The sequence below is a fragment of the Streptomyces sp. NBC_01317 genome, assembly GCF_035961655.1.
Taxonomy (GTDB): domain Bacteria; phylum Actinomycetota; class Actinomycetes; order Streptomycetales; family Streptomycetaceae; genus Streptomyces.
Genome location: NZ_CP108393.1, coordinates 6,404,693 through 6,424,503, shown reverse-complemented (window position 1 = coordinate 6,424,503; position 19,811 = coordinate 6,404,693). Strand labels below are relative to the sequence as shown.

The window sequence follows — 19,811 nt, the reverse complement described above, 5'->3', positions numbered from 1 at the left end:
GCTCGGGGACGCAGCCGCCGGCGCCTCGGGGTGGGCTATTCAGCCCGTCCGGCGATTGAGGACACCCCGCAGCTGCCCGCGCCTCAAGGGCTACGCCGACGCCGGGGACGTCCACGGGGTGGTTCCCTCCTGGTCCGGGTGGATCGGGGTGAAGCGGACCGGTAGGCGGGTGAGGGCGCGGAGGAAGCCTGTGGGGCGCCAGACGATCTCCGCGGCGGGGACGGCCAGTTCCAGCGTGGGGAGCCACGACGTGAGGCGTTCCACGGCCGTCACCGCGATCTGCACGCTCGGGTCCTTCGCCGGACAGGCATGCGGCCCCGCCGAGAACGCCAGATGCGAACGGCCCCCGTTCCCCGCCTCCTCGGGCCGCTCGGGCGCCAGCCCGTCGTTGATCGCCGCGAAGGAGATCAGGACCAGGCTGTGCGCCGGGACCGGCACCCCCGCCAGCACGGTGTCCTGACGGGGGTAGTGGGCCCCGTAGTTGGCCACCGGCGCCTGCTTCCAGAGCACGACCCGCAGCGCGTCGTGCACGGTCAGCGCCCCGTCCGTGAGCGTGCTGTAGTACCGGTCCTCGGTCAGCATGCGGTGCAGGCTGTTGGCGATCAGCCCGCTCGTGGGCTCGTAGGCCGCGCCGACGAAGAGGAGCAGCTCCTCCACGACCTCCTGCGTGGTGAGCCGCGCCGGATGGGACAGCAGCCAGGACGTCAGATCCTGGCCCGGCTCGCGCACCCGGAGGTCGACCAGCTCGCCGATGTAGCCGAGATAGGCGTCCCAGGCGACCTTGGCCTGCTCCTGGTGCGCGCTCGTGAACGCGGCGATCGAGGTGGCGAGCCGCGTGCTCTCCCGGTCGGGAACGCCGAACATCTCGTTGAACAGCAGGACCGGCAGCCCCATCGCGAACTCCGCGACCAGATCGCACTCCCCCCGCGCCGCGAACCCCTGGATGAGCCGGTCGGCGCTGCGCCGCACCATGCCGCGCAGCACGTGCGGCTCGAAGCGGCCGAGGCTGTCGGAGACCGCGCCCCGGTACCGGGCGTGTTCCTCGCCGTCGGTGAACATCGGGCTGCGCTGGTAGCCCAGCATGGACAGCAGCGGCGAGTCGGCGGGCATGTGGGACGTCTGCCAGGGACGCGGGTCCTTGGACCAGAGGCCGGTGCCGTACAGGACCTCCAGCGCGGTGTCGAAATCCGTGACCAGCATGGCCGGGACCCCGGGGGCGAACTCGACCGGCACCACCTTGCCCTCGGCGCGCAGCCGCCGGTAGATCCCGTAGGCGTCGGCGGCGAACTCGGGGCCGTACAGCCGGGTCAGGTCGGACGTCAGCGGGGTGGTCACACCATCTCCAGCGGGGACAGGACGTGTTGGGTCATCGTGATCAGCGCGTCCAGGCACGCGTCGCGGTCCCGCGCGTCGAGCCCGACGACCGGGGTGCCCGGCGGCAGGTCGAGCGCCACGCGCACGTCGTCCGGCGAGTGGACCGGTGACGCGGGGAAGCGGTTGACGCCGACGACGTACGGCAGCCCCGCCGCCTCCACCATGTCCATCACCTCGAACGCGGCGTCCAGCCTGCCGGTGTCGACCAGCACCAGGATGCCCAGCGCGCCCCGGACGATGTCGTCCCACAGGACGCGGAACCGCTTCTGCCCGGGGCTGCCGAACAGGTACAGGACGAGGCGGTCGTCCAGCGTGAGCCGGCCGAAGTCGGTGCCGACCGTGGTGTGGGTCTTGGCGTCGACCCCGTCCAGGTCGTCGACCAGCGCGCCGGCCTGTGTCATCAGCTCTTCGGTGTGCCGGCTCTGGATCTCGGACACGGCGCTGACGAAGGTGGTCTTGCCGACCGCGAACGGTCCGGCGACCACCACCTTGAGCATCAGGGCGTTCTCGGGCAGGCGGGCCGGGGGCGGGCTGTGCGGGGCCTCACGGAGAGGACTTGGCCCGGCGAAGTCCATCGAGCACCTTTCTCAGCATCTCGGGGTCGTGCTGCGCCGCGAGGGGCGCGGGCGGGCGGGCCTTGAGGCATCCCGCCGCGATGAGGTCCGCCAGCACGACCTTCGACAGCGAGACGGGCAGCCGCAGGTACGAGGCGGTCTCCACCAGGGACAGGGCACCGGCCCTGAGCAGTTCCATGGCCTCGCGCTGCTTGTCGCTCAGGCCGCGCGGGAGTTCGCCGCCGACGCGGTGGAGGAGGGTGATCCGTTCGAGCGCGCAGCGTTCGGCCCTGGCCCGGCCGCCGGTCTCGACGTAGGGCCGTACGAGCGGCCTCGACGCCCGTTCCGGAGTCATGACACCGCACCCACAGCGCCGCTCCCGTGCTGGCGTGCCGGGGTGCTCATGGCGCGGCCCAGTTTCTTCACCTGGACCTGTACCTCGTGCGCCACGACGCCCAGGTCGACGTCGGTGTCGGTGTAGACGGCGATCACCGCGTTCCGGCCGGCGCCGGTGAGGAACACGTAGCCGTGGTGGCCCTCGACGACCACCTGCCGTACGTCCTCCGGGCCGTCGGAGCCCGCGAAGGCGCCGAGGAGGCCGCGGGAGGAGGAGATGATGCCGGCGAGCATGGCCGACGCGCCCTCCGCGTCCACCCGGGGCAGGTTCGTGGAGCGCCCCTGGACCAGGCCGTCGGAGGCGAGGACCACACCGTGCCGTACGTGCGGGATGTCCATCAGCGGTTCGAGCACCCACGACATCGGTTCGTCCGTCGTCCGGAGCTTCGGCTCACGGCGTCCATCGATCATCATGGCTGTCCTTCTTCGGAGGGGTGGTCGGGCTGGTCCGGGGCGGCGCGGCCGGCCGCCGTGCCGGACTGGACCGCGGCCCACCGGCTCTGGTTCTCCGCCGGGCTGGGATCCGGCGCACCGGGCGCGTCGGGGACGCCGCCGGCCGCGCCGGCCGCCGCCCGGGCGCGCATCCCCCTGCGCTGGGGCAGACCGCCCGGGCCCGTCGCGGGGGTGTACGCGGAAACATGCACGGGAAGCGGCTCCTCGTCGCCCAGGATCGGAACGCGTGGGGAGGGCACGTTGGGTGACACCGTGTTCGGCGCCACCGAGTCCTCCTTGACCATGATCAGCAGTGACTCCGGTACGAGGACGGCGGCGCGCAGCCCGTTGCTGTACGGGGCCCGCTCCAGGACGGTGCGCAGGCCGTACTGCCGGGCGATGGCACCGGCCACCGGCAGGCCGATGCCGGGCGGTTCGCCCTCCAGCTCGGTGAAGAGCAGCGCCAGATCACCGGCGGCGAGCCCGTTGGCCCGCGCCAGCTCGTCCGCCTCCATGCCCAGTCCCCAGTCGGTGATGAAGAAGGTGCAGCCGCTCGCGCCGTGTTTCACCTCCACCTCGATGTCGATGTTGCTCGGGGAGTGGCTGAGCGCGTTGTCGAGCAGCTCGGCGAGGACCATGGCCAGCGGTTCGACGGCGCGGGCCACCACCCCCAGCCGGCCGCGGACGTGGTAGCTGGGCGTCGCGATCCGCTGGTAGCCGACGACCCGCCCGGCGGCGCTCTTGACGATGCCCTGCACCGGCGAGTCCCCCCGGGCCAGCCCCGGCCACCTCCCGCACATCACGGCCAGGCCCTGGACGAGCCGGAGGTTCAGCTCGTTGAGCTCGTCCAGGCGCACCAGGTCCTCGGCCACGTCCGGATGGTCGTACCGCTCCTGCATGCCCTGGAGGAAGGTCTGCTGCCGGTAGTGGAGCGCCTGGAGCTTGCCCATGACGCCCCGCATCACGGCCTTGGCCGCGTCGTCGCCCCGTACCCGCTCGTCCACGACCAGCTGCCGCACCTGGTCGAGCACCTGGCCGAGCGACACATCGATCTCGGAGCCGGCCAGCTGTTCGTCGCGCAGCCCGGGGACCACCACGTGGGGGTGCGCGGTGGCCATCGCCAGCTCGGGCAGCCGGGTGGCGGCCGTGTGGCGCACCTCGGCGACGACCGACCGCACCAGGTCGTCCTTCCCGGCCAGCTCCGCGCCCAGCCGGGCGATCTCGCCCTCCAGCGCGGCCACCCGGTCCTGCTGGAGTCTCTCGCCGTACGCCAGCCGCGCGTCGAACACGGACTGCGCGTCGGCCAGGGCGCTCTCGGCCCGCCGTCTCTGCCGCCACCACGGAACGGGCATCACTCACACCGCCGTGGACCGGCAGTGGCACCACTTGCCATAGCTGTAACCCCGTCACATCACTGTCGTCGCCGTTTCACTGTTGTCGCGCGGATCACCGCCGCCGCACGGATCACCGGCCGAAACGGGCCACAGAGAATCCGGCCGCCGCTCCGGGCCGCCGTATAGCCCTATCGGTGATCCATAGGACCAGTCAACGGGAGAATCAGAAACCATGGGACGAATGGGGCTACAGAGACACCAGATGCGTCACCGATCGACCACTCTCCGTCAATTCACTCTCTCGGGGCGATGCTTGGCGGCCCGCAGCCTGACCTCCGCCGGCAGCGCCTCCAGCCCGGCGGAGCCGCGCGCGTGGGCCAGCGCCTCGCCCGTCAGGCGGTTCATCGCGCCGCCGGGATCGGCGTGCGGCTCCAGCAGGAGCTGGACCCGCGCGGCGGGCGCCGTACGACGGCCCGTCAACCTGGCGCGCGCACCTGCCACTCCATCGAGGGACCCCGCCTCGCTCTCCAGCACCCCTTCGAGTGCCCGCCCGCGCAGCAGCGCGCCTTCACCGTCGCCGCTCTCGACGAGAATTTCGGCCAGCCGCGCCCGCCGGAACTGTGCCAGCAGCCAGCACAGCGTCAGGACCACGATGACCGCCAGGGCGGCGATGATCACCGGCCACCACCAGCCGTCGTCGCGGTAGCGCTGCCGGTTGTGACGGGTCAGCAGGACGTCGTGCGGTCCGCTGTACGGCCACCAGCCGGGCACCGACCAGCCCTGCCCCTGGGCGACCACCACACCCCCGGCGAGGAGCAGCACCAGGCCGAGGAGACCGAGCAGGACCCGGTTGACGATCCGGAACACCCCGCCGGTACGGCCGGGCTTGGACGCGCCCCCGTGGCCGTGGCCGGCCTTCTTCTCGCTCTGCTCGTGCTTCGCCTTCTTGGCCTGCCTCGACCGCCACTGCTTCTGTTCCTTCTGCTCCTTCTTCGCCTGACGGTCCGTCCCGCGCTTCTCGCCGCGCCGGCTCATCCGGTCACCCCTTCTTCTTGGGCCTGCGGACCCGTACCGACAGGGCGAGCGGCCTGGCGAGACCCAGGTCCCCCAGGCCGGCGCCGAGGGCGCTGTCCAGATCGGCCCGTACGTCGTCCAGTTCACGGAAGTGGGACAGCGCGCGGACCCGTGCCTTGCGCCGGCGCACCCGGACCCGCGCGGACCGTACGCCCGAGACCTCCATGGCCCGGTCGCGCAGGACGAGCGCGGCGGCGGACCGGTCGAGGCCGGCCCGTACGTGGCCGAAGTCGCGGCGCATCGGGAGCAGGGCGCGGAGGCCCGGGGTCAGGGCGAGGAGGATCAGCCAGACGCCGAGTGCCATCGCCACACAGGCCGAGAGCATGAGCCACGTCTCGTCGAGCGGCTGTTCGGCCAGTTCCTCGGCCAGTCTGCGGCGCCAGTACATCGCGTGGTGCCCGGCCCGTACCGCCGCGACGTCGTACAGCACCAGGCCGGCGGCGCCCAGGATGATCGCGGCGGCCACGGCGGCGGGGATCCGGCGCGCGGACCAGAAGCGGCCCGCTTTGCCACCGGAGACGGTGGCGCCGTCCGGGGAGGGGGGTCTCGGCTCGTGGCTCGCGGCCGCGGCGGACCCGCCGGCCGGCGGGACACCGTCTCCCTCCCCGTGCTTGGCGAGGTCGACGCCGCCGTCCCGGCCGTGTCGCCCGTGTCGCCCGTGTCGCGCGTCCGACACGTGGGACCCGCCGGGCTCGTGCGACTCGTGCGACTCGTCGGATGGTCCGCTCATCGGATCCTCCCCCGGTCGGCGCCCCGCGTGTGCACGGAGTGCAGGCGTTCGACCTGGACCACCACCTCGGCCACCTCCACACCCGCCAGCCCGTGCACCCGCTGGGCGACCCGCTGCCGTACGGCGCCGCAGCGGGCGCCGATGTCGGAGGGGTAGTCCAGCTCCAGTCCGACCCGCACCCGCGCGGCGCCGTGATGCACCGTCACCGAGGCGTGCGGTGCCTCCCCGCCTTCCGGTACGCGGTCGAGCGCCTCCCTCGCGGCGCGCGCGGCGATCTTCGCCACGACGCGGTCCGCGATCGTCGTCACTCCGCGCTCGGCGGCCACCACCTGGTCACCGGCCACGCGGGATCACCGCCGCCGGCCGTCGCGGTCGCGACTGCGGAAGAAGTCGCCGGGCTCCAGATCGCCGTCCGCGAACTTCCCGGCGACAAACCCGGCCGCGCCCAGCACGGCCACCACCACAAACGCTCCGAAACCGCCGAAATATCCGGCGAACCCGAGCGCGATACCGGCCAACACACCGACCATCGCCATGCTCATCGTGCGCTCCTTCTCCGCTTCGCGTCCGTCTCCCCCACCCCTTACTGGACTCGGGTGTCCGAGTCGTCGTCGTCCTCTTCGTCGGGCAGCTTGACGTCGCTGACCGCGATGTTGACCTCGACGACCTCCAGGCCCGTCATCCGCTCCACGGCGGAGATGACGTTCTCCCGCACCACCCGGGCGACCTCGGTGATCGACACGCCGTAGTCGACGACGATCTCCAGGTCGAGGGCGGCCTGCACCTCGCCGACCTCGGCCTTCACGCCCCGGCTGACGGACTTGGACGACCCGGTGCCGGGCACCCGGTCGCGGACGGCGCCGAAGGTGCGGGACATCCCGCTGCCCATGGCGTGCACGCCGACCACGTCACGGGCCGCGAGACCGGCGATCTTCTCCACCACGCCGTCGGCGATGGTGGTACGGCCGCGCGAGCCGGGGGCGCCGCCGCCGCGCTTGCCCGCGGAGACCCTGCGCCCCTCGTCTCCCACCCCCTCCCTGACGGAAGACTCGGACTGATTACGGGATGCGGTGTCTGACATCGCCATTCGCCCTTTCCGCTCGGTGATCGACTCCTTTGCACACATTAGGGGTGCTTGGGCCGTTACGCACCGTACATACGGCAGGCTGGGGACATGACGACAGCGCACAGCAGGGACGGCCAGGGCCCTTCGGACACCTCGGACCGGGGCACCGACGGCCAGGGCTCCCCCGGATGGACGGCCGCGGTGCGGCAGCGGCTGGGTCTGGGCCGGCTGCTCCCTTCGGGCGGTCCGTCCGAGGGCATCTGGGTGACGGAGCAGGCGGCGACGGCGGAGCTGCGGCGCGCGGCGGTGGGGGTGCCGGGCGCGTCGCTGGGCGGGTTGTGGCTCTCCCCGGCCGACCGGGACGGGCCGGGGCTGCCCGTGGTGCCCCCGGCGCCGGGTGCGGCCGTATCCGTACCGCTGCGGATCGACGGGGAGTTCACGGCGACGACGGGTGAGCCGCTGATGGTGGTGGCGCAGCGGTTGCGCGAGGTGCTGGCCGGGGCGGCGGAGGAGCGGCTGGGGCTGGACGTGGCGGAGGTCGACCTGCGGATCACGGGCCTGGTGGAGCCGGCCGCCGGGCCGGGGGCGGAGGCCGTCAGAAAGTCGGCGGCCACTGGGCCGGTCGGGGGACGGGCCGCTCCGGCGAAGGGCGAGGCGGCGCGGGCGGCGGCCGGGGTGCCGGGGGTCGCGTACCTGACCGGGACCCTGGGCACGGCGGTGACCGTCACCTGGGACCAGGTACGGGTGGAGGTGGCGACGGCACCGGGCCACCACGCGCCGACGGTGGCACGAGCGGTCCGCGAGGCGGTGACCGCGACGGGGACGTCGCCGGTGACGGTGCTGGTCACGGCGGTGGAGGCGCAGGCCGACCACGGGCCGGCCGAGGACTGAGGGGCGTGCCCGGGGGCGCGGGGCCGTACGGGAGGCGGGGCTTCCCGTACGGTCCGGGGCCACCCGTCAGGGGCAGCAGGGGCGCGTCGTCAGTCCGACAGGCCCGCCAGGTCGCGGAGGCGGCGCGCCTGTGCGGCGCGCTCGGCGGCGCGCTGTTCGTCGAAGGTGCGGCCCGCCGCGCCGGCCAGCAGCGCCTTCGTCTCGATCACCGCGTCGCGCGGAGCCGCCAGCAGCGCGGCCGCCAGGTCCTTCACCGCCGCGTCCAGCTCGTCCGTACCGACCACGAGGTTGGCGAGCCCGGTGCGCTCGGCCTCCGCCGCCTGGACGAAGCGGCCCGTCGCGCAGATCTCCAGCGCGCGGGCGTATCCCACCAGTGCCACCAGCGGATGCGTACCGGTGAGGTCGGGGACGATGCCGAGGCCGGTCTCGCGCATGGCGAACTGGACGTCGGGCGTCACCACCCGGAGATCGCACGCCAGGGCGAGCTGGAAGCCCGCCCCGATGGCATGCCCCTGGACCGCCGCGATCGACACGAGGTCGTTGCGCCGCAGCCAGGTGAATCCGTCCTGGTACCCGGCGATCGCCGCGTCGAGAGCCTCGTCGGACTCGCGCGCGAGATCGAGGAAAGTAGGCTCCCCGTCGAACCCCTCGGGGGTGAACGCCTGCCGGTCGAGCCCGGCGGAGAAGGAGACTCCCTCACCGCGCAGGATGACAACCCGCACACTGCCCGGCAACGACCGTCCGGCTTCCGACAACGCCCGCCACAGAGCGGGAGACTGAGCGTTGCGTTTGGCCGGGTTGGTCAACGTCACCGTGGCGACCGCGTCCTCGACGGTGAGCCGTACGCCGTCCTTGTCGAGTACTGGATCGAGCGAAGTCATGGGGGCGCCTCCGGTTCGGGCAGTCAGCCGTTCGAGCTAAGTGACTGCACAGTAACCACCAGGCCGACGTCGCGGTCGGCCGGGTGGCCACCACCGAACCGGTGGCCGGGAGGAGCCACGTTCGGTCGTCAGGCCGCAGCGGCCTTCTTGCCTCGCGTCGCTCCGCCGCGTCCCCGGAGTGTGACTCCGGACTCGCTGAGCATCCGGTGGACGAATCCGTAGGAGCGGCCTGTTTCTTCGGCCAGCGCCCGGATGCTCGCACCGTTGTCGTATTTCTTCTTCAGGTCTGCCGCGAGCTTGTCGCGCGCGGCGCCGGTTACCCGGCTGCCCTTCTTCAGAGTCTCGGCCACCCGTGCCTCCTCGTGGGAAGTGCGCTCTGGACTTCTCATGATCACCCCTTGGCGCCGTCCTGGCCACCCATTCGGCAAGGTCCGTGCGACGAGCTTTGGCGCGCTTCGGGGGCCGCGTACGTCAGGGACGCCGAGTTCTGACTGAATTCCGGACAGGGCCGCAGCCGCTCTTGACCCGCTCTTTAACCGAAGGCGCAGGTCAGAAGCCTGATGTCGGAAAATGGCCAGAGCGGGGTCGGGTACGGTCCGGTCCGTCTCACGACGCGCCGGAGTACGAGACCGTCTCACTCAGATGAAGGATCACCGCTGAGCCGAATGATCCATCGGGAGTGGATCACCGGATGTGGATCACCGGGCGCGGCCCCGGACGGGAACCGCGCCTCACGTGGCCGGGGAGCCTCAGGCGAGCGCCACGAGGTCCGCGTAGTCGGCGCCCCAGAGGTCCTCGACCCCGTCGGGCAGCAGGATGATCCGCTCGGGCTCCAGCGCGTGGACGGCACCCTCGTCGTGTGTGACGAGGATGACGGCGCCCTTGTACGTACGGAGGGCCCCGAGGATCTCCTCGCGGCTGGCCGGGTCGAGGTTGTTCGTCGGCTCGTCGAGGAGCAGCACGTTGGCCGCCGAGACGACGAGGGTGGCCAGCGCGAGACGGGTCTTCTCGCCGCCGGACAGGACCCCGGCGGGCTTGTCGACGTCGTCCCCGGAGAAGAGGAAGGAACCGAGCGTCTTGCGGACCTCGACCAGGTCCAGGTCGGGCGCGGAGGAGCGCATGTTCTCCAGGACGGAGCGCTCGGGGTCCAGGGTCTCGTGCTCCTGCGCGTAATACCCCAGCTTGAGGCCGTGGCCCGGGGTGACCGCTCCGGTGTCCGGCTTCTCGACCCCGGCCAGCAGCCGCAGCAGCGTCGTCTTGCCCGCGCCGTTGAGGCCGAGGATGACCACCCGGGAGCCCTTGTCGATGGCGAGGTCGACGTCGGTGAAGATCTCCAGCGAGCCGTACGACTTGGACAGGCCCTCCGCCGTCAGCGGGGTCTTGCCGCAGGGCGCGGGCTCGGGGAAGCGGAGCTTGGCGACCTTGTCGGACTGGCGTACCTGCTCAAGACCGGACAGCAGCCGCTCGGCGCGGCGGGCCATGTTCTGCGCGGCGACGGTCTTGGTGGCCTTCGCGCGCATCTTGTCGGCCTGGGAGTTCAGGGTCGCGGCCTTCTTCTCGGCGTTGGCCCGCTCGCGCTTGCGGCGCTTCTCGTCCGACTCGCGCTGCTGCTGGTAGAGCTTCCAGCCCATGTTGTAGACGTCGATCTGGGCGCGGTTGGCGTCCAGGTAGAAGACCTTGTTGACCACCGTCTCGACCAGCTCGACATCGTGGGAGATCACGATGAAGCCGCCGCGGTAGCTTTTGAGGTAGTCGCGCAGCCAGACGATGGAGTCCGCGTCCAGGTGGTTCGTGGGCTCGTCGAGAAGGAGGGTGTCCGCGTCGGAGAAGAGGATGCGGGCCAGCTCGATCCGGCGGCGCTGACCGCCGGAGAGGGTGTGGAGGGGCTGGCCGAGCACCCGGTCGGGCAGGCCCAGCGCGGCGGCGATGGTGGCGGCCTCGGCCTCGGCGGCGTACCCGCCCTTGGTGAGGAACTCCGTCTCCAGGCGCTCGTACTTCCGCATGGCCTTCTCGCGGGTGGCGCCCTGGCCGTTGGCCATCCGCTCCTCGTTCTCCCGCATCTTCCTCAGGACGGAGTCGAGGTCGCGGGCGGACAGGACGCGGTCGCGGGCGAGGACGTCCAGGTCGCCGGTGCGCGGGTCCTGCGGGAGGTAGCCGACCTCACCGGAGCGGGTGATGGACCCGGCGGCCGGGATCCCCTCGCCGGCGAGGCACTTGGTGAGGGTGGTCTTGCCCGCGCCGTTGCGCCCGACGAGACCGATGCGGTCCCCCTTGGCGATACGGAACGAGGCGGACTCGATGAGGACGCGGGCTCCGGCGCGCAGTTCTACACCGGTTGCGGTGATCACGGAAAGACTCCAAGGCGGTATGGACGGCGGAAGAGGGCAGGCGGAGGAGAGTCTTCGACGCCGGCTAATGCACAAGGAGAAGTGCCATAGCCACCAGTCTAGCGGGGCCACGCAACTGCTTTGTCTGGGCGGGGTTCGGGCGGGGGCGCCCCGCCGCACGGGCGGGGGCGCCACCTTGGCGTTGGGGGCTCACGCGCCCCCGGTGTGCACCTGGAACGCGGCCCGGCGCACGGCCTTGGCGAGGGCCGGGTCCGGGTGGGCCGCGGCGAGGGCGACCAGGACCTGGACCGTACGGGGATGGCCGATCGCCCTGACCTCCCTGAGCAGGGCGGGCACCGTGCCCTGCACGGCGGACTCCAGGTGCCGTACCAGCAGGTCGGTCTCCCCGTGGTCCGCGACGGCCGCCGCGGTGTCGACCCAGAGCCAGGTCGCCTCCTCACGGGTCAGGACGTCGGCGGCGTCGTCGGGGTCGGCGCCTTCGTACTCCGCCAGCCAGAGGAGCGCGTACGGCCGCAGGGAGGTGTCGTTCACCACGGCCCGTACGGACGGCTCGGCGGGTGCTCCGACGACCCGCAGCGCCTCGAAGGCGAGCCCGCGCAGCAGCGCGTCCTCACCGCGGGCGACGGCGAGCAGTTCGGTGATGGCGCTCCCGACGGTGCGCGCGGCGAGCCAGGCGCGGTATTCGGCGCGCGCCGGCCCCGGGGTGAGCCGGGCGCAGCCGCGGAGCATGTCCTGGGCGTGCTGCTCGATGTTGCCCGCGGGGCTCTGCGCGGCGACGCAGATCTGCTCCAGCTTGACCCAGACCGCCCAGTTGCCGAGGGGGGTGAGGGTGGCCTGCCCCTTGCCCAGCGTCAGCGCGCCGACGGCGGCCAGGCCCTCCAGGGCCCAGTCGAGGAGCGGAGGCAGCAGCGCCTCGGCGGAGGCCTCCGGAGCGCCGGTGGCATCGGAGACGTCCGGAGCGTCCGTGGTGTCGGGGGCCGCTTCCATCCCCTCGTCCGCCGGGACGGCCGTGCCGGACGCTTCCGCGCCCTCGGGGCCGTACGGCACCTCCGGTACCTCGCAGCGCTCCTCGTGGAGTTCCGCGACGCGCTGCTGGAGCAGGTCCAGCAGCGCCGGGGCGGTCACGGGGCCGGCGGACAGCTGCAACAGGGAGAGCACCTGCGGGACGGCCTCGACCACCTCGGCGACGGTCGCCGGGGCGACGTCGTCGGGGGCGGGGTGGACGAGGGACCAGGCGTCGAAGAGCGCCACCCAGCCGCGCAGGACGGCACTGTCGTCGCGGTCCCAGGCCTGGAGCCGCCAGCCGGGGCGCACGGTCCCGCCGTGCAGCTCGACCAGCCCGGCCAGCCGGGCGCGGTCCCAGCTCGCCCGGACCTGTTCCGCCGTCAGGTCCAGCGCGGCCGAGGCCCGTTCCTGGGTGTGCGCGGCGAGATGACCCGCTCCGGGGTCACGGTCGGCGGCCGCCCAGCGGGCGATCCGTACGGCGTCGGCGAGGACGGCCCTCGCCTGACGGGCCAGCTCCGCCGGTGGCGGAGTGCCCTCGGGCGGCCGGGGTGCGGGGCGGCTGCGCCCGTCGGTCACAGCCCGTCGTGCCGTGGTCAACGGCCTCGGGGTGACAAGTCGGAGTCTGGAGTTGCGCGCCAATTGCTCATCAGGCTTTCGGGACGTCACGGGGGCAGTCTTCCCGGTGACTGCCCGAAAGCCCAAACGGAACCTCTTCCCTCGCTCCTGACCCGGTGAAGGGAGCCCCTCCCACAAGGTCAACGGAGTGGTACGGATGGGGTGAAAGCGCGCTTCCGGAGTCCCGGCGGACGGTGCGCGGGGGTGGCGGTGCGTCCGCCGCGGCCGTCCGTCACATCAGGGGGACGAGGAAGCGGCGGAGGGTTTCCTCGTAGTCCTCGGGATCGGCGTTCCACATCGCGCCGTGCGGGGCGTGCGCCACGGGGTGGAGGGAGATCAGTTCCGGCCGGTGGGCGGCGAGGGCGCGGGCCGGTTCCCACGGCGTGAGGAGGTCGCCGGGGCCGTGGAAGATCAGGGTCGGGACCCGCAGGTTCCGGGGGTCGGCGGCCCGGCGCAGCCGGTTCCCGTGCAGTCCGGTGCTCCCCTGGGCCGCCCTGACGGCGAGCGGCATCAGCGCCGCCGGGACCCGGCGGGCCGAGGCGAGCGCCCGCAGCGTGGACTCCCAGTCGAGCACCGGCGAGTCCAGCACCAGGCCGGAGATCCGGGCGGTGAGCGTGGAGTCCGCGGCGGCGCGCAGCGCCATGGAGGCGCCGGTGGACCAGCCGTACAGGATCACCCGCTCGGCGCCGTACCGGACGGCGTAGCGGATCGCGGCGTCGAGGTCGCGCCATTCGGAGTCGCCGAGGTGCCCGAGGCCGTCCGGGGAGCGGGGCGCGCCCGCGTCGCCCCGGTAGGCGAGGTCGAGCACCGGGAAGCGCTGGCCGGCGAGGAACGGCAGGAGGTTCAGCGGGTGCTCGCGGGTGGTGCCCAGGCCGTGGGTGGTGATCACCCAGGTCTCGCGTTCCCCCGGTACGAACCACGCGGGCAGCGCGCCCAGTTCGCCGGGGATCTCGACATCCTTGTGGTCGAGCCCGAGGGCCGTGGTGGGGTCGCCGCTGTACAGCTGGGGGGTGAGCCGCACACGCGCGCCTCGGGAGAGCGTGCCGCGGCTGACGCGTTCCAGCCGCCGTACGACGGTGTCGGCGTCGCGCGCCTCCCCGTCGAGGACGGGCCCGACCACCGCGTGCAGGCCGGGGGCCTCAAGACCGTACGTACCGGGCCGTACGGAGGCGAGGCAGCGGGTCAGGGTGACGTGTCCGGCGGCCGTGGCGTGCACGGTCAGCCAGGGGTCTCCGGGCAGGGGGCGCCCGGGCGATGCCTTGAGCGCGGCATCGCTGGCGTACCGGCCGGCCGCCACCGCGGCCGCGCCGACACCGATGAATGTGGAGACGGCCGCTGCCGTCACAGTTGCCGGGCGCATTTCCTCAGTGTCGGTACGGCGGCGGCGGACGGCCACCGGACGTGGGCCGTCAGGGCTGCGGGCGGTGGCGGCCGCCGGTTCGCGGGCACCCCCCGTGGGTCTCAGGGCTTCTGGCCGTAGCCCTTGAGCTTCTCGCCGACCTCGGCGACCTGGGACTCGGAGAGCAGGGCCGGGGTGCGGCCGGGGACCGAGGACGCCGTGAGCCAGACGCGGCACATCCACTCCAGCTGGGCCGTGCGGTCGTACGCCCGGTCCAGGGAGTCGCCGTAGGTGACGGTGCCGTGGTTCCTGAGCAGGCAGCCCGTACGGTCGCGCAGGGCGTCGCGCATGTGCGCGGCCAGTTCGGGTGTGCCGTACGTGGCGTAGGGGGCGACCCGCACCGGGCCGCCGAGGGCCGCCGCCATGTAGTGGATCAGCGGCAGTTCGGTGACGAGGGTCGAGACGGCGGCGGCGTGGACGGCGTGCGTGTGGACCACGGCGGAGGCGTCCGTGGTGCGGTAGATCTCCAGGTGGAGCGGCAGTTCGCTCGTCGGGCCGAGCCGGCCGGAGACCTGGCGTCCGGAGAGGTCGACGGCGACCAGGTCGCCGGGTGTGAGGCGGTCGTACGGCACCCCGCTCGGGGTGACGAGGACCTCGTCCCCGACCCGTACGGAGACATTGCCCGACGTCCCCACGACGAGCCCTTCCGCGGTGGTCCTGCGCGCGGTCGCCACCAGCTCGGCCCAGGCCCGGTGGCGCGCGTCCGCAGGCAGATGATCAGTCATATGGCGATCTTGCCAGCCCGGGCGGAAAAAGGGCAGGTCGGACAACACATCAGGCGCTCGGAGAGCCGTTCAGGAGAGACACTCCGAGTACCTCCCTAGTTAACCTTCCGTTCACCCTGCATCCTTACGTTCACCGTGGCCACCGACGTCGAACGATTGCCTGGGTAAATGGAACACTTCACGCTGCTGCTCGCGATCGTGATCGTGACGGCTCTCGTGTTCGATTTCACGAACGGTTTCCACGACACCGCCAACGCGATGGCGACGACCATCTCGACCGGCGCCCTGAAGCCCAAGACCGCGGTGGCGATGTCCGCCGTCCTGAATCTCGTCGGCGCGTTCCTGTCCGTGGAGGTCGCCAAGACGATCTCCGGCGGACTCATCAACGAATCGGGCATCCGTACCGAAGTGATCTTCGCGGCGCTGGTCGGCGCGATCATCTGGAATCTCTTCACCTGGCTGCTGGGGCTCCCGTCGAGCTCCTCCCACGCCCTGTTCGGCGGCCTCATCGGCGCCACCCTGATGTCCGTCGGCACCTCCGGTGTCAACGGCGGCGTCGTCATCACCAAGGTCCTGATCCCGGCGCTCGCCGCCCCGCTCGTCGCGGGGCTCGCGGCCATGCTCGCCACCCGGCTGACGTACCGCGTCAGCGCCCGTACGGACGAGAAGGCGACGGCCAAGGGCTTCCGGGCCGGGCAGATCGCCTCCGCCGGGCTGGTCTCCCTCGCCCACGGCACCAACGACGCGCAGAAGACCATGGGCGTCATCACGCTGGCGCTGGTCACCGGCGGGGTCCTCTCCCCCGGCTCCAACCCGCCTCTGTGGGTCATCGTCTCGGCGGGCACGGCGATCGCGCTCGGCACGTACCTCGGTGGCTGGCGCATCATCAAAACCATGGGCACCGGCCTCACCGACCTGCGCCCGCAGCAGGGCTTCGCCGCCCAGACCAGCGCCGCGACGGTCATCCTGGCCTCCTCGCACCTCGGCTTCTCGCTCTCCACCACGCAGTCCTGCTCCGGTGCCGTGATGGGCGCGGGCCTGGGCCGCAAGGGCGGGGTCGTGCGCTGGTCGACGGCGACCCGGATGTTCATCGCCTGGGGGCTGACGCTGCCCGCCGCGGGGCTGGTGGCCGCCGGGGCGGAGTTCCTGACCGGGCACGGGACGTGGGGTGTCACCGTCGTGGCGATCCTGCTCGTCGCCGTCTCCGGTGCGATCTGGCTCGCGTCGCGCCGCCGTCCGGTGGACCACACGCATGTGACCGGGGCGGATGTGGTGCCGGTGAATGTGGGGGTGGACATCGCCGCCTCCGGTCCGACAGTGGCGGGCCTCGCGTCCGTGGACGCCGCTACCGCCGGTCTGACGACCACCATCCCGGGGCCCGTCGCCCTGCCCATCCCGCCCGCCGTCGCCGGCGAGTCGGCGCGAACCGCCACGGTCTGAACCGCCACGGTCTAAGGAAGCGATCACATGAAAATCGACTGGGCAGCCCTCGGCTCCGTGTTCGGCGTCAGCCTCGTGTCCACCATCGGTCTGGTGGGCCTGTTCACCCTCGGCATCGTGGCCCTGGCCAAGCAGGAGTCGGCGGCCTCGGAGTCCGGCGGGTCGGCGGGGGGCTCCGTGGCCCTGGCGCGCACCGGCGCCTACGCGTGCTTCGCGCTGTGCGCGGCGGCCGTGGCGTACGGCATCTACCTGATCGTGGCCTGACCGTACGTACCGCGCTCGGCCCGGGGGCCTGCCCCCGGGCCTTTCGTGTGGGGCTTCGCACACTGCCCCGCCGCAGGTCAAGGGCGGGTTGACGGGCGTTCTCGCAGCGTGGTGGACTGCCGGGGCCAATTACGGCGGCAGCAGAGGAAGCCGGTGCGAATCCGGCGCGGTCCCGCCACTGTCACCGGGCACGGTGTCCCTCCGGGGAAACGTCCCCGGGAGCCAGGAACTCTCGCCGCCGCGTTTTCCGTCGAGCCGGGGCGCGGACCCTGAGTGAGGACACGTCGCCATGCCTGGCCGCGCCTGCGTCCGTGCCGCCGCTTCTGTCGCTTCTGTCGCCGCCACCAGCCCCGCCGTTTCGGTCACTTCCGCAGCGGGGGCCTCTGGTCGGCCGGCCCGGTCGGCCGGCTGGGACGCCGCGTGGGTCCACGCGTACGGGGCCGCGGGCGGGCTGCTCGCCGACCTTCTGCTGGGCGATCCGCGCCGGGGCCATCCGGTCGCGGCGTTCGGACGGGCCGCGGGGGGCGTGGAGCGCGCCCTGTGGCGGGACCACCGTGGCTGGGGCGCGTTGCACACGCTGGTCTGCGCGGGCGGGGCGGTGGGCCTGGGCGCGGTGGTGGCACGCGGGGCGCGGGGACGTGGGGCGCGAGGGCGTGCGGGTGCCGGGACGGCGGGAGTTGCCGGGACGGCGGAACGTACCGGAGCAGCCGGAGGTGCCGGGCTCGCGGGCCGGCGGGTCGCCTCGGTCGCGCTGACCGCCGCCGCCACCTGGTCCGTCGTCGGCGGTACGTCACTGGCGCGCGAGGCGCGTGCCATCGGCCGGGCGCTCTCCGCCGGGGACGTCGAACTGGCCCGGGAGCGGCTGCCGCACCTGTGCGGCCGTGACCCGCAGTCCCTCGACGCCCAGCAGATCGCGCGGGCCGTCGTGGAGTCCGTCGCCGAGAACACCTCCGACGCGGTGGTGGGCGCGCTCGTGTGGGGCGCCCTGGCCGGGGTCCCCGGGCTGGCCGGGTTCCGGGCCGTGAACACACTGGACGCCATGGTGGGGCACAAGTCCCCGAAATACCGCCGGTTCGGCTGGGCCTCGGCCCGTCTCGACGACGTGGCGGGCGCGCCAGGCGCCCGGCTGACCGCCGCGCTGGCCGTCGTCGCGGGCGGCGATCCGCGCGGGGCGTGGCGGGCGTGGCGCGACGACGCGCGCAAGCACCCGAGCCCCAACGCGGGCCCGGTGGAGGCCTCGTTCGCGGGGGCGCTGGGCGTACGGCTGGGCGGAACGCTCGCGTACGGCGGCCGGGTCGAACACCGCCCGGTACTGAACGGCGGCGGCCGGCCCGTGGAGATCGCCGACATCGAACGGGCCGTGCGGTTGTCCCGGCGGGTGAGCGGATTGGCGCTGGCGGTGTGCGTGGCGGGGCGGTTCGCGTACGCGGCGGTTTCCGGAACGGGTGCGGGGGCCGACCGGGGCGTCGGCGCGGGCGCCCTTGACGGTGCGGGTCTCGGCTCGGGCGCCGGTGACGGTGCGGGTGTGGGGAGGCCGTTGTGAGGCGGGACGGGGTGGGGGGTGGGGTGCTCATCGCCGGGACCACCTCCGACGCGGGCAAGAGCGTCGTCACCGCGGGCGTCTGCCGGTGGCTCGTGCGGCAAGGTGTCAACGTCGCGCCCTTCAAGGGCCAGAACATGTCCCTCAACTCGTTCGTGACGCGCGAAGGCGCCGAGATCGGCCGGGCCCAGGCCATGCAGGCGCAGGCCGCCCGTATCGAGCCGACCGCGCTGATGAACCCCGTACTGCTGAAGCCCGGCAGCGACCGGAGCAGTCAAGTGGTCCTCATGGGGCGCCCGGTGGGCGAGATGAGCGCCAGGGGCTACCACGGGGGCCGCCAGGAAGCGCTGCTGGGGACCGTACTGGAGTGCCTCGCCGAGCTGCGCCGTACGTACGACGCCGTGATCTGCGAAGGCGCCGGCAGCCCCGCCGAGATCAACCTCCGCCGCACCGACATCGTGAACATGGGCATCGCCCGCGCCGCCCGCCTGCCGGTCGTCGTGGTCGGGGACATCGACCGGGGCGGGGTCTTCGCCTCGTTCTTCGGGACGACGGCGCTGCTGAGCGCCGAGGACCAGGCGCTGGTCGCGGGGTACGTCGTCAACAAGTTCCGGGGCGATGTGTCCTTGCTGGAACCGGGGTTGGAGATGCTGCGCGGGCTGACCGGGCGGGCGACCCTCGGTGTGCTGCCGTGGCGGCCCGGCCTCGGCATCGACGAGGAGGACGGGCTGCGGGTGTCGCTCCGCGGGTCGGTACGGGAGTCCGCGGCGTCCGTTCCGTACGGCGAGGACGTCCTGCGCGTCGCGGTGTGCGCCGTACCGCTGATGTCGAACTTCACCGACGTGGACGCGTTGGCGGCGGAGCCGGGTGTGGTGGTGCGGTTCGTGGACCGGGCGGAGGAACTGGCCGACGCGGACCTGGTCGTCATACCCGGCACCCGCGGCACCGTGCGCGCCCTGGCCTGGCTGCGGGAGCGCGGGCTCGCGGACGCGGTGGCGCGGCGGGCGGCGTCGGGTCGCCCGGTGCTGGGCATCTGCGGCGGCTACCAGGTGCTCGGCGAGCTGATCGACGACGAGGTGGAGTCGCGGGCCGGGATTGTGGCGGGGCTGGGACTGCTGCCGGTACGGGTGCGGTTCGCGCGCGAGAAGACGCTGGGGCGGCCGGTGGGCGTCGCCCTCGGTGAGCCTGTGGAGGGGTACGAGATCCACCACGGGGTCGCGGAGGTCGGCGGCGGCCCGGCGTTCGTCTCCGACGGGGGCGGGGTGGCGCTGGACGGGTGCCGGGTGGGTTCTGTGCGGGGGACGCACTGGCACGGGGTGCTGGAGAACGACGCGTTCCGGCGGCGGTTCCTCGTGGAGGTCGCGCGGGAGGCGGGGCGGCGGTTCGTACCGGCGCCGGACACGAGCTTCGGGGCACTGCGGGAGGAACAGCTCGATCTGCTGGGGGACCTGGTGGAGGAGCACGCGGACACGGATGCGTTGTGGCGGCTGATCGAGGGGGGCGCTCCTGGGGGGCTGCCGTTCATTCCGCCGGGTGCGCCGTGACGCCGTCCGGCGGGGGCGCGTTGTCGGGGGCGCGTTGGGCTCGGGTACGTCGCCGGGGGCGGGGGCCGGGGCCTACGGAGGCACGGGTGTCCGGACTGCTATCCTCACCGCGCTTCGCGCGAGTTGCGACGCTTTACGTCCGGACACCCATGCCTCCTCCGACCCCGACCCCCTCGCGCCGGTGGGGGTTGAGCAGCCA

Annotated in this window: 21 protein-coding genes and 1 riboswitch; of the genes, 5 read left to right on the top strand and 16 right to left on the bottom strand. The window is 72.9% G+C overall.

The window, feature by feature from the left end; all coding sequences use genetic code 11:
• Positions 1–90: 90 nt before the first annotated feature.
• The 10 genes from OG349_RS27950 to OG349_RS27905 all read right to left on the bottom strand — a co-directional run bounded on the left by OG349_RS27950 (position 91) and on the right by OG349_RS27905 (position 6,975).
• On the bottom strand, positions 91–1,335 hold the full coding sequence (locus OG349_RS27950) for a cytochrome P450 (protein WP_327237213.1): 1,245 nt from the start codon (positions 1,333–1,335) through the stop codon (positions 91–93).
• On the bottom strand, positions 1,332–1,949 hold the full coding sequence (locus tag OG349_RS27945) for a GTP-binding protein (RefSeq protein ID WP_442806324.1): 618 nt from the start codon (positions 1,947–1,949) through the stop codon (positions 1,332–1,334). The genes OG349_RS27950 and OG349_RS27945 overlap by 4 nt, the downstream gene beginning before the upstream one ends.
• Positions 1,918–2,283, bottom strand: coding sequence for a DUF742 domain-containing protein (locus OG349_RS27940; RefSeq protein ID WP_327237212.1), 366 nt, complete (start codon positions 2,281–2,283; stop codon positions 1,918–1,920). The genes OG349_RS27945 and OG349_RS27940 overlap by 32 nt, the downstream gene beginning before the upstream one ends.
• On the bottom strand, positions 2,280–2,738 hold the full coding sequence (locus OG349_RS27935; RefSeq protein WP_237530489.1) for a roadblock/LC7 domain-containing protein: 459 nt from the start codon (positions 2,736–2,738) through the stop codon (positions 2,280–2,282). The genes OG349_RS27940 and OG349_RS27935 overlap by 4 nt, the downstream gene beginning before the upstream one ends.
• Positions 2,735–4,108: an ATP-binding protein gene (locus tag OG349_RS27930; protein WP_327237211.1), complete on the bottom strand. Its 1,374-nt coding sequence runs from the start codon at positions 4,106–4,108 to the stop codon at positions 2,735–2,737. Before OG349_RS27930 ends, OG349_RS27935 begins: the two co-directional genes overlap by 4 nt.
• A gap of 270 nt (positions 4,109–4,378) precedes the next feature.
• On the bottom strand, positions 4,379–4,957 hold the full coding sequence (amaP, locus tag OG349_RS27925) for an alkaline shock response membrane anchor protein AmaP (protein WP_327238754.1): 579 nt from the start codon (positions 4,955–4,957) through the stop codon (positions 4,379–4,381).
• 172 nt (positions 4,958–5,129) lie between these two features.
• Positions 5,130–5,894, bottom strand: a complete 765-nt coding sequence (locus tag OG349_RS27920) for a DUF6286 domain-containing protein (protein WP_327237210.1) — start codon at positions 5,892–5,894, stop codon at positions 5,130–5,132.
• On the bottom strand, positions 5,891–6,238 hold the full coding sequence (locus OG349_RS27915; RefSeq protein WP_327237209.1) for a hypothetical protein: 348 nt from the start codon (positions 6,236–6,238) through the stop codon (positions 5,891–5,893). Before OG349_RS27915 ends, OG349_RS27920 begins: the two co-directional genes overlap by 4 nt.
• A gap of 6 nt (positions 6,239–6,244) precedes the next feature.
• The gene (locus OG349_RS27910; RefSeq protein ID WP_161308280.1) at positions 6,245–6,436 is read right to left on the bottom strand and encodes a hypothetical protein; all 192 of its coding nucleotides are present in this window, start codon (positions 6,434–6,436) and stop codon (positions 6,245–6,247) included.
• 41 nt (positions 6,437–6,477) lie between these two features.
• The gene (locus OG349_RS27905) at positions 6,478–6,975 is read right to left on the bottom strand and encodes an Asp23/Gls24 family envelope stress response protein (protein ID WP_327237208.1); all 498 of its coding nucleotides are present in this window, start codon (positions 6,973–6,975) and stop codon (positions 6,478–6,480) included.
• A 93-nt stretch (positions 6,976–7,068) separates the two neighbouring features.
• Between OG349_RS27905 and OG349_RS27900 the strand changes: the two genes are divergently transcribed.
• Entirely contained in the window at positions 7,069–7,851 is a 783-nt protein-coding gene (locus OG349_RS27900) for a hypothetical protein (RefSeq protein WP_327237207.1), read from the top strand.
• A gap of 89 nt (positions 7,852–7,940) precedes the next feature.
• On the opposite strand, the gene OG349_RS27895 is transcribed toward OG349_RS27900, so the two are convergent.
• The 6 genes from OG349_RS27895 to OG349_RS27870 form a co-directional block, all read right to left on the bottom strand.
• Positions 7,941–8,732, bottom strand: coding sequence for an enoyl-CoA hydratase/isomerase family protein (locus OG349_RS27895; protein ID WP_327237206.1), 792 nt, complete (start codon positions 8,730–8,732; stop codon positions 7,941–7,943).
• A gap of 128 nt (positions 8,733–8,860) precedes the next feature.
• Entirely contained in the window at positions 8,861–9,082 is a 222-nt protein-coding gene (locus OG349_RS27890) for a helix-turn-helix domain-containing protein (protein ID WP_208298717.1), read from the bottom strand.
• 399 nt (positions 9,083–9,481) lie between these two features.
• Positions 9,482–11,080 (bottom strand): ribosomal protection-like ABC-F family protein, encoded by a 1,599-nt coding sequence (gene abc-f, locus OG349_RS27885; RefSeq protein WP_161309822.1) that lies wholly within the window; start codon positions 11,078–11,080, stop codon positions 9,482–9,484.
• 189 nt (positions 11,081–11,269) lie between these two features.
• Positions 11,270–12,661, bottom strand: a complete 1,392-nt coding sequence (locus OG349_RS27880) for a hypothetical protein (RefSeq protein WP_327237205.1) — start codon at positions 12,659–12,661, stop codon at positions 11,270–11,272.
• Positions 12,662–12,932: 271 nt separating this feature from the next.
• On the bottom strand, positions 12,933–14,060 hold the full coding sequence (locus OG349_RS27875) for an alpha/beta hydrolase (protein ID WP_327237204.1): 1,128 nt from the start codon (positions 14,058–14,060) through the stop codon (positions 12,933–12,935).
• 101 nt (positions 14,061–14,161) lie between these two features.
• On the bottom strand, positions 14,162–14,824 hold the full coding sequence (locus tag OG349_RS27870; protein ID WP_327237203.1) for a class II aldolase/adducin family protein: 663 nt from the start codon (positions 14,822–14,824) through the stop codon (positions 14,162–14,164).
• A gap of 168 nt (positions 14,825–14,992) precedes the next feature.
• Here OG349_RS27870 and OG349_RS27865 point away from each other — a divergent pair, with 168 nt between their 5' ends.
• The 4 genes from OG349_RS27865 to OG349_RS27850 all read left to right on the top strand — a co-directional run bounded on the left by OG349_RS27865 (position 14,993) and on the right by OG349_RS27850 (position 19,612).
• Positions 14,993–16,264, top strand: coding sequence for an inorganic phosphate transporter (locus OG349_RS27865; protein ID WP_327237202.1), 1,272 nt, complete (start codon positions 14,993–14,995; stop codon positions 16,262–16,264).
• Between the two features lie 27 nt (positions 16,265–16,291).
• Complete coding sequence (locus OG349_RS27860) at positions 16,292–16,528, top strand: hypothetical protein (protein WP_327237201.1); 237 nt, start codon at positions 16,292–16,294, stop codon at positions 16,526–16,528.
• Between the two features lie 95 nt (positions 16,529–16,623).
• Positions 16,624–16,782: riboswitch (cobalamin riboswitch) on the top strand.
• Between the two features lie 35 nt (positions 16,783–16,817).
• Complete coding sequence (locus OG349_RS27855) at positions 16,818–18,071, top strand: cobalamin biosynthesis protein (protein WP_327237200.1); 1,254 nt, start codon at positions 16,818–16,820, stop codon at positions 18,069–18,071.
• An 11-nt stretch (positions 18,072–18,082) separates the two neighbouring features.
• Complete coding sequence (locus OG349_RS27850; RefSeq protein WP_327238753.1) at positions 18,083–19,612, top strand: cobyric acid synthase; 1,530 nt, start codon at positions 18,083–18,085, stop codon at positions 19,610–19,612.
• Positions 19,613–19,811: the final 199 nt, after the last annotated feature.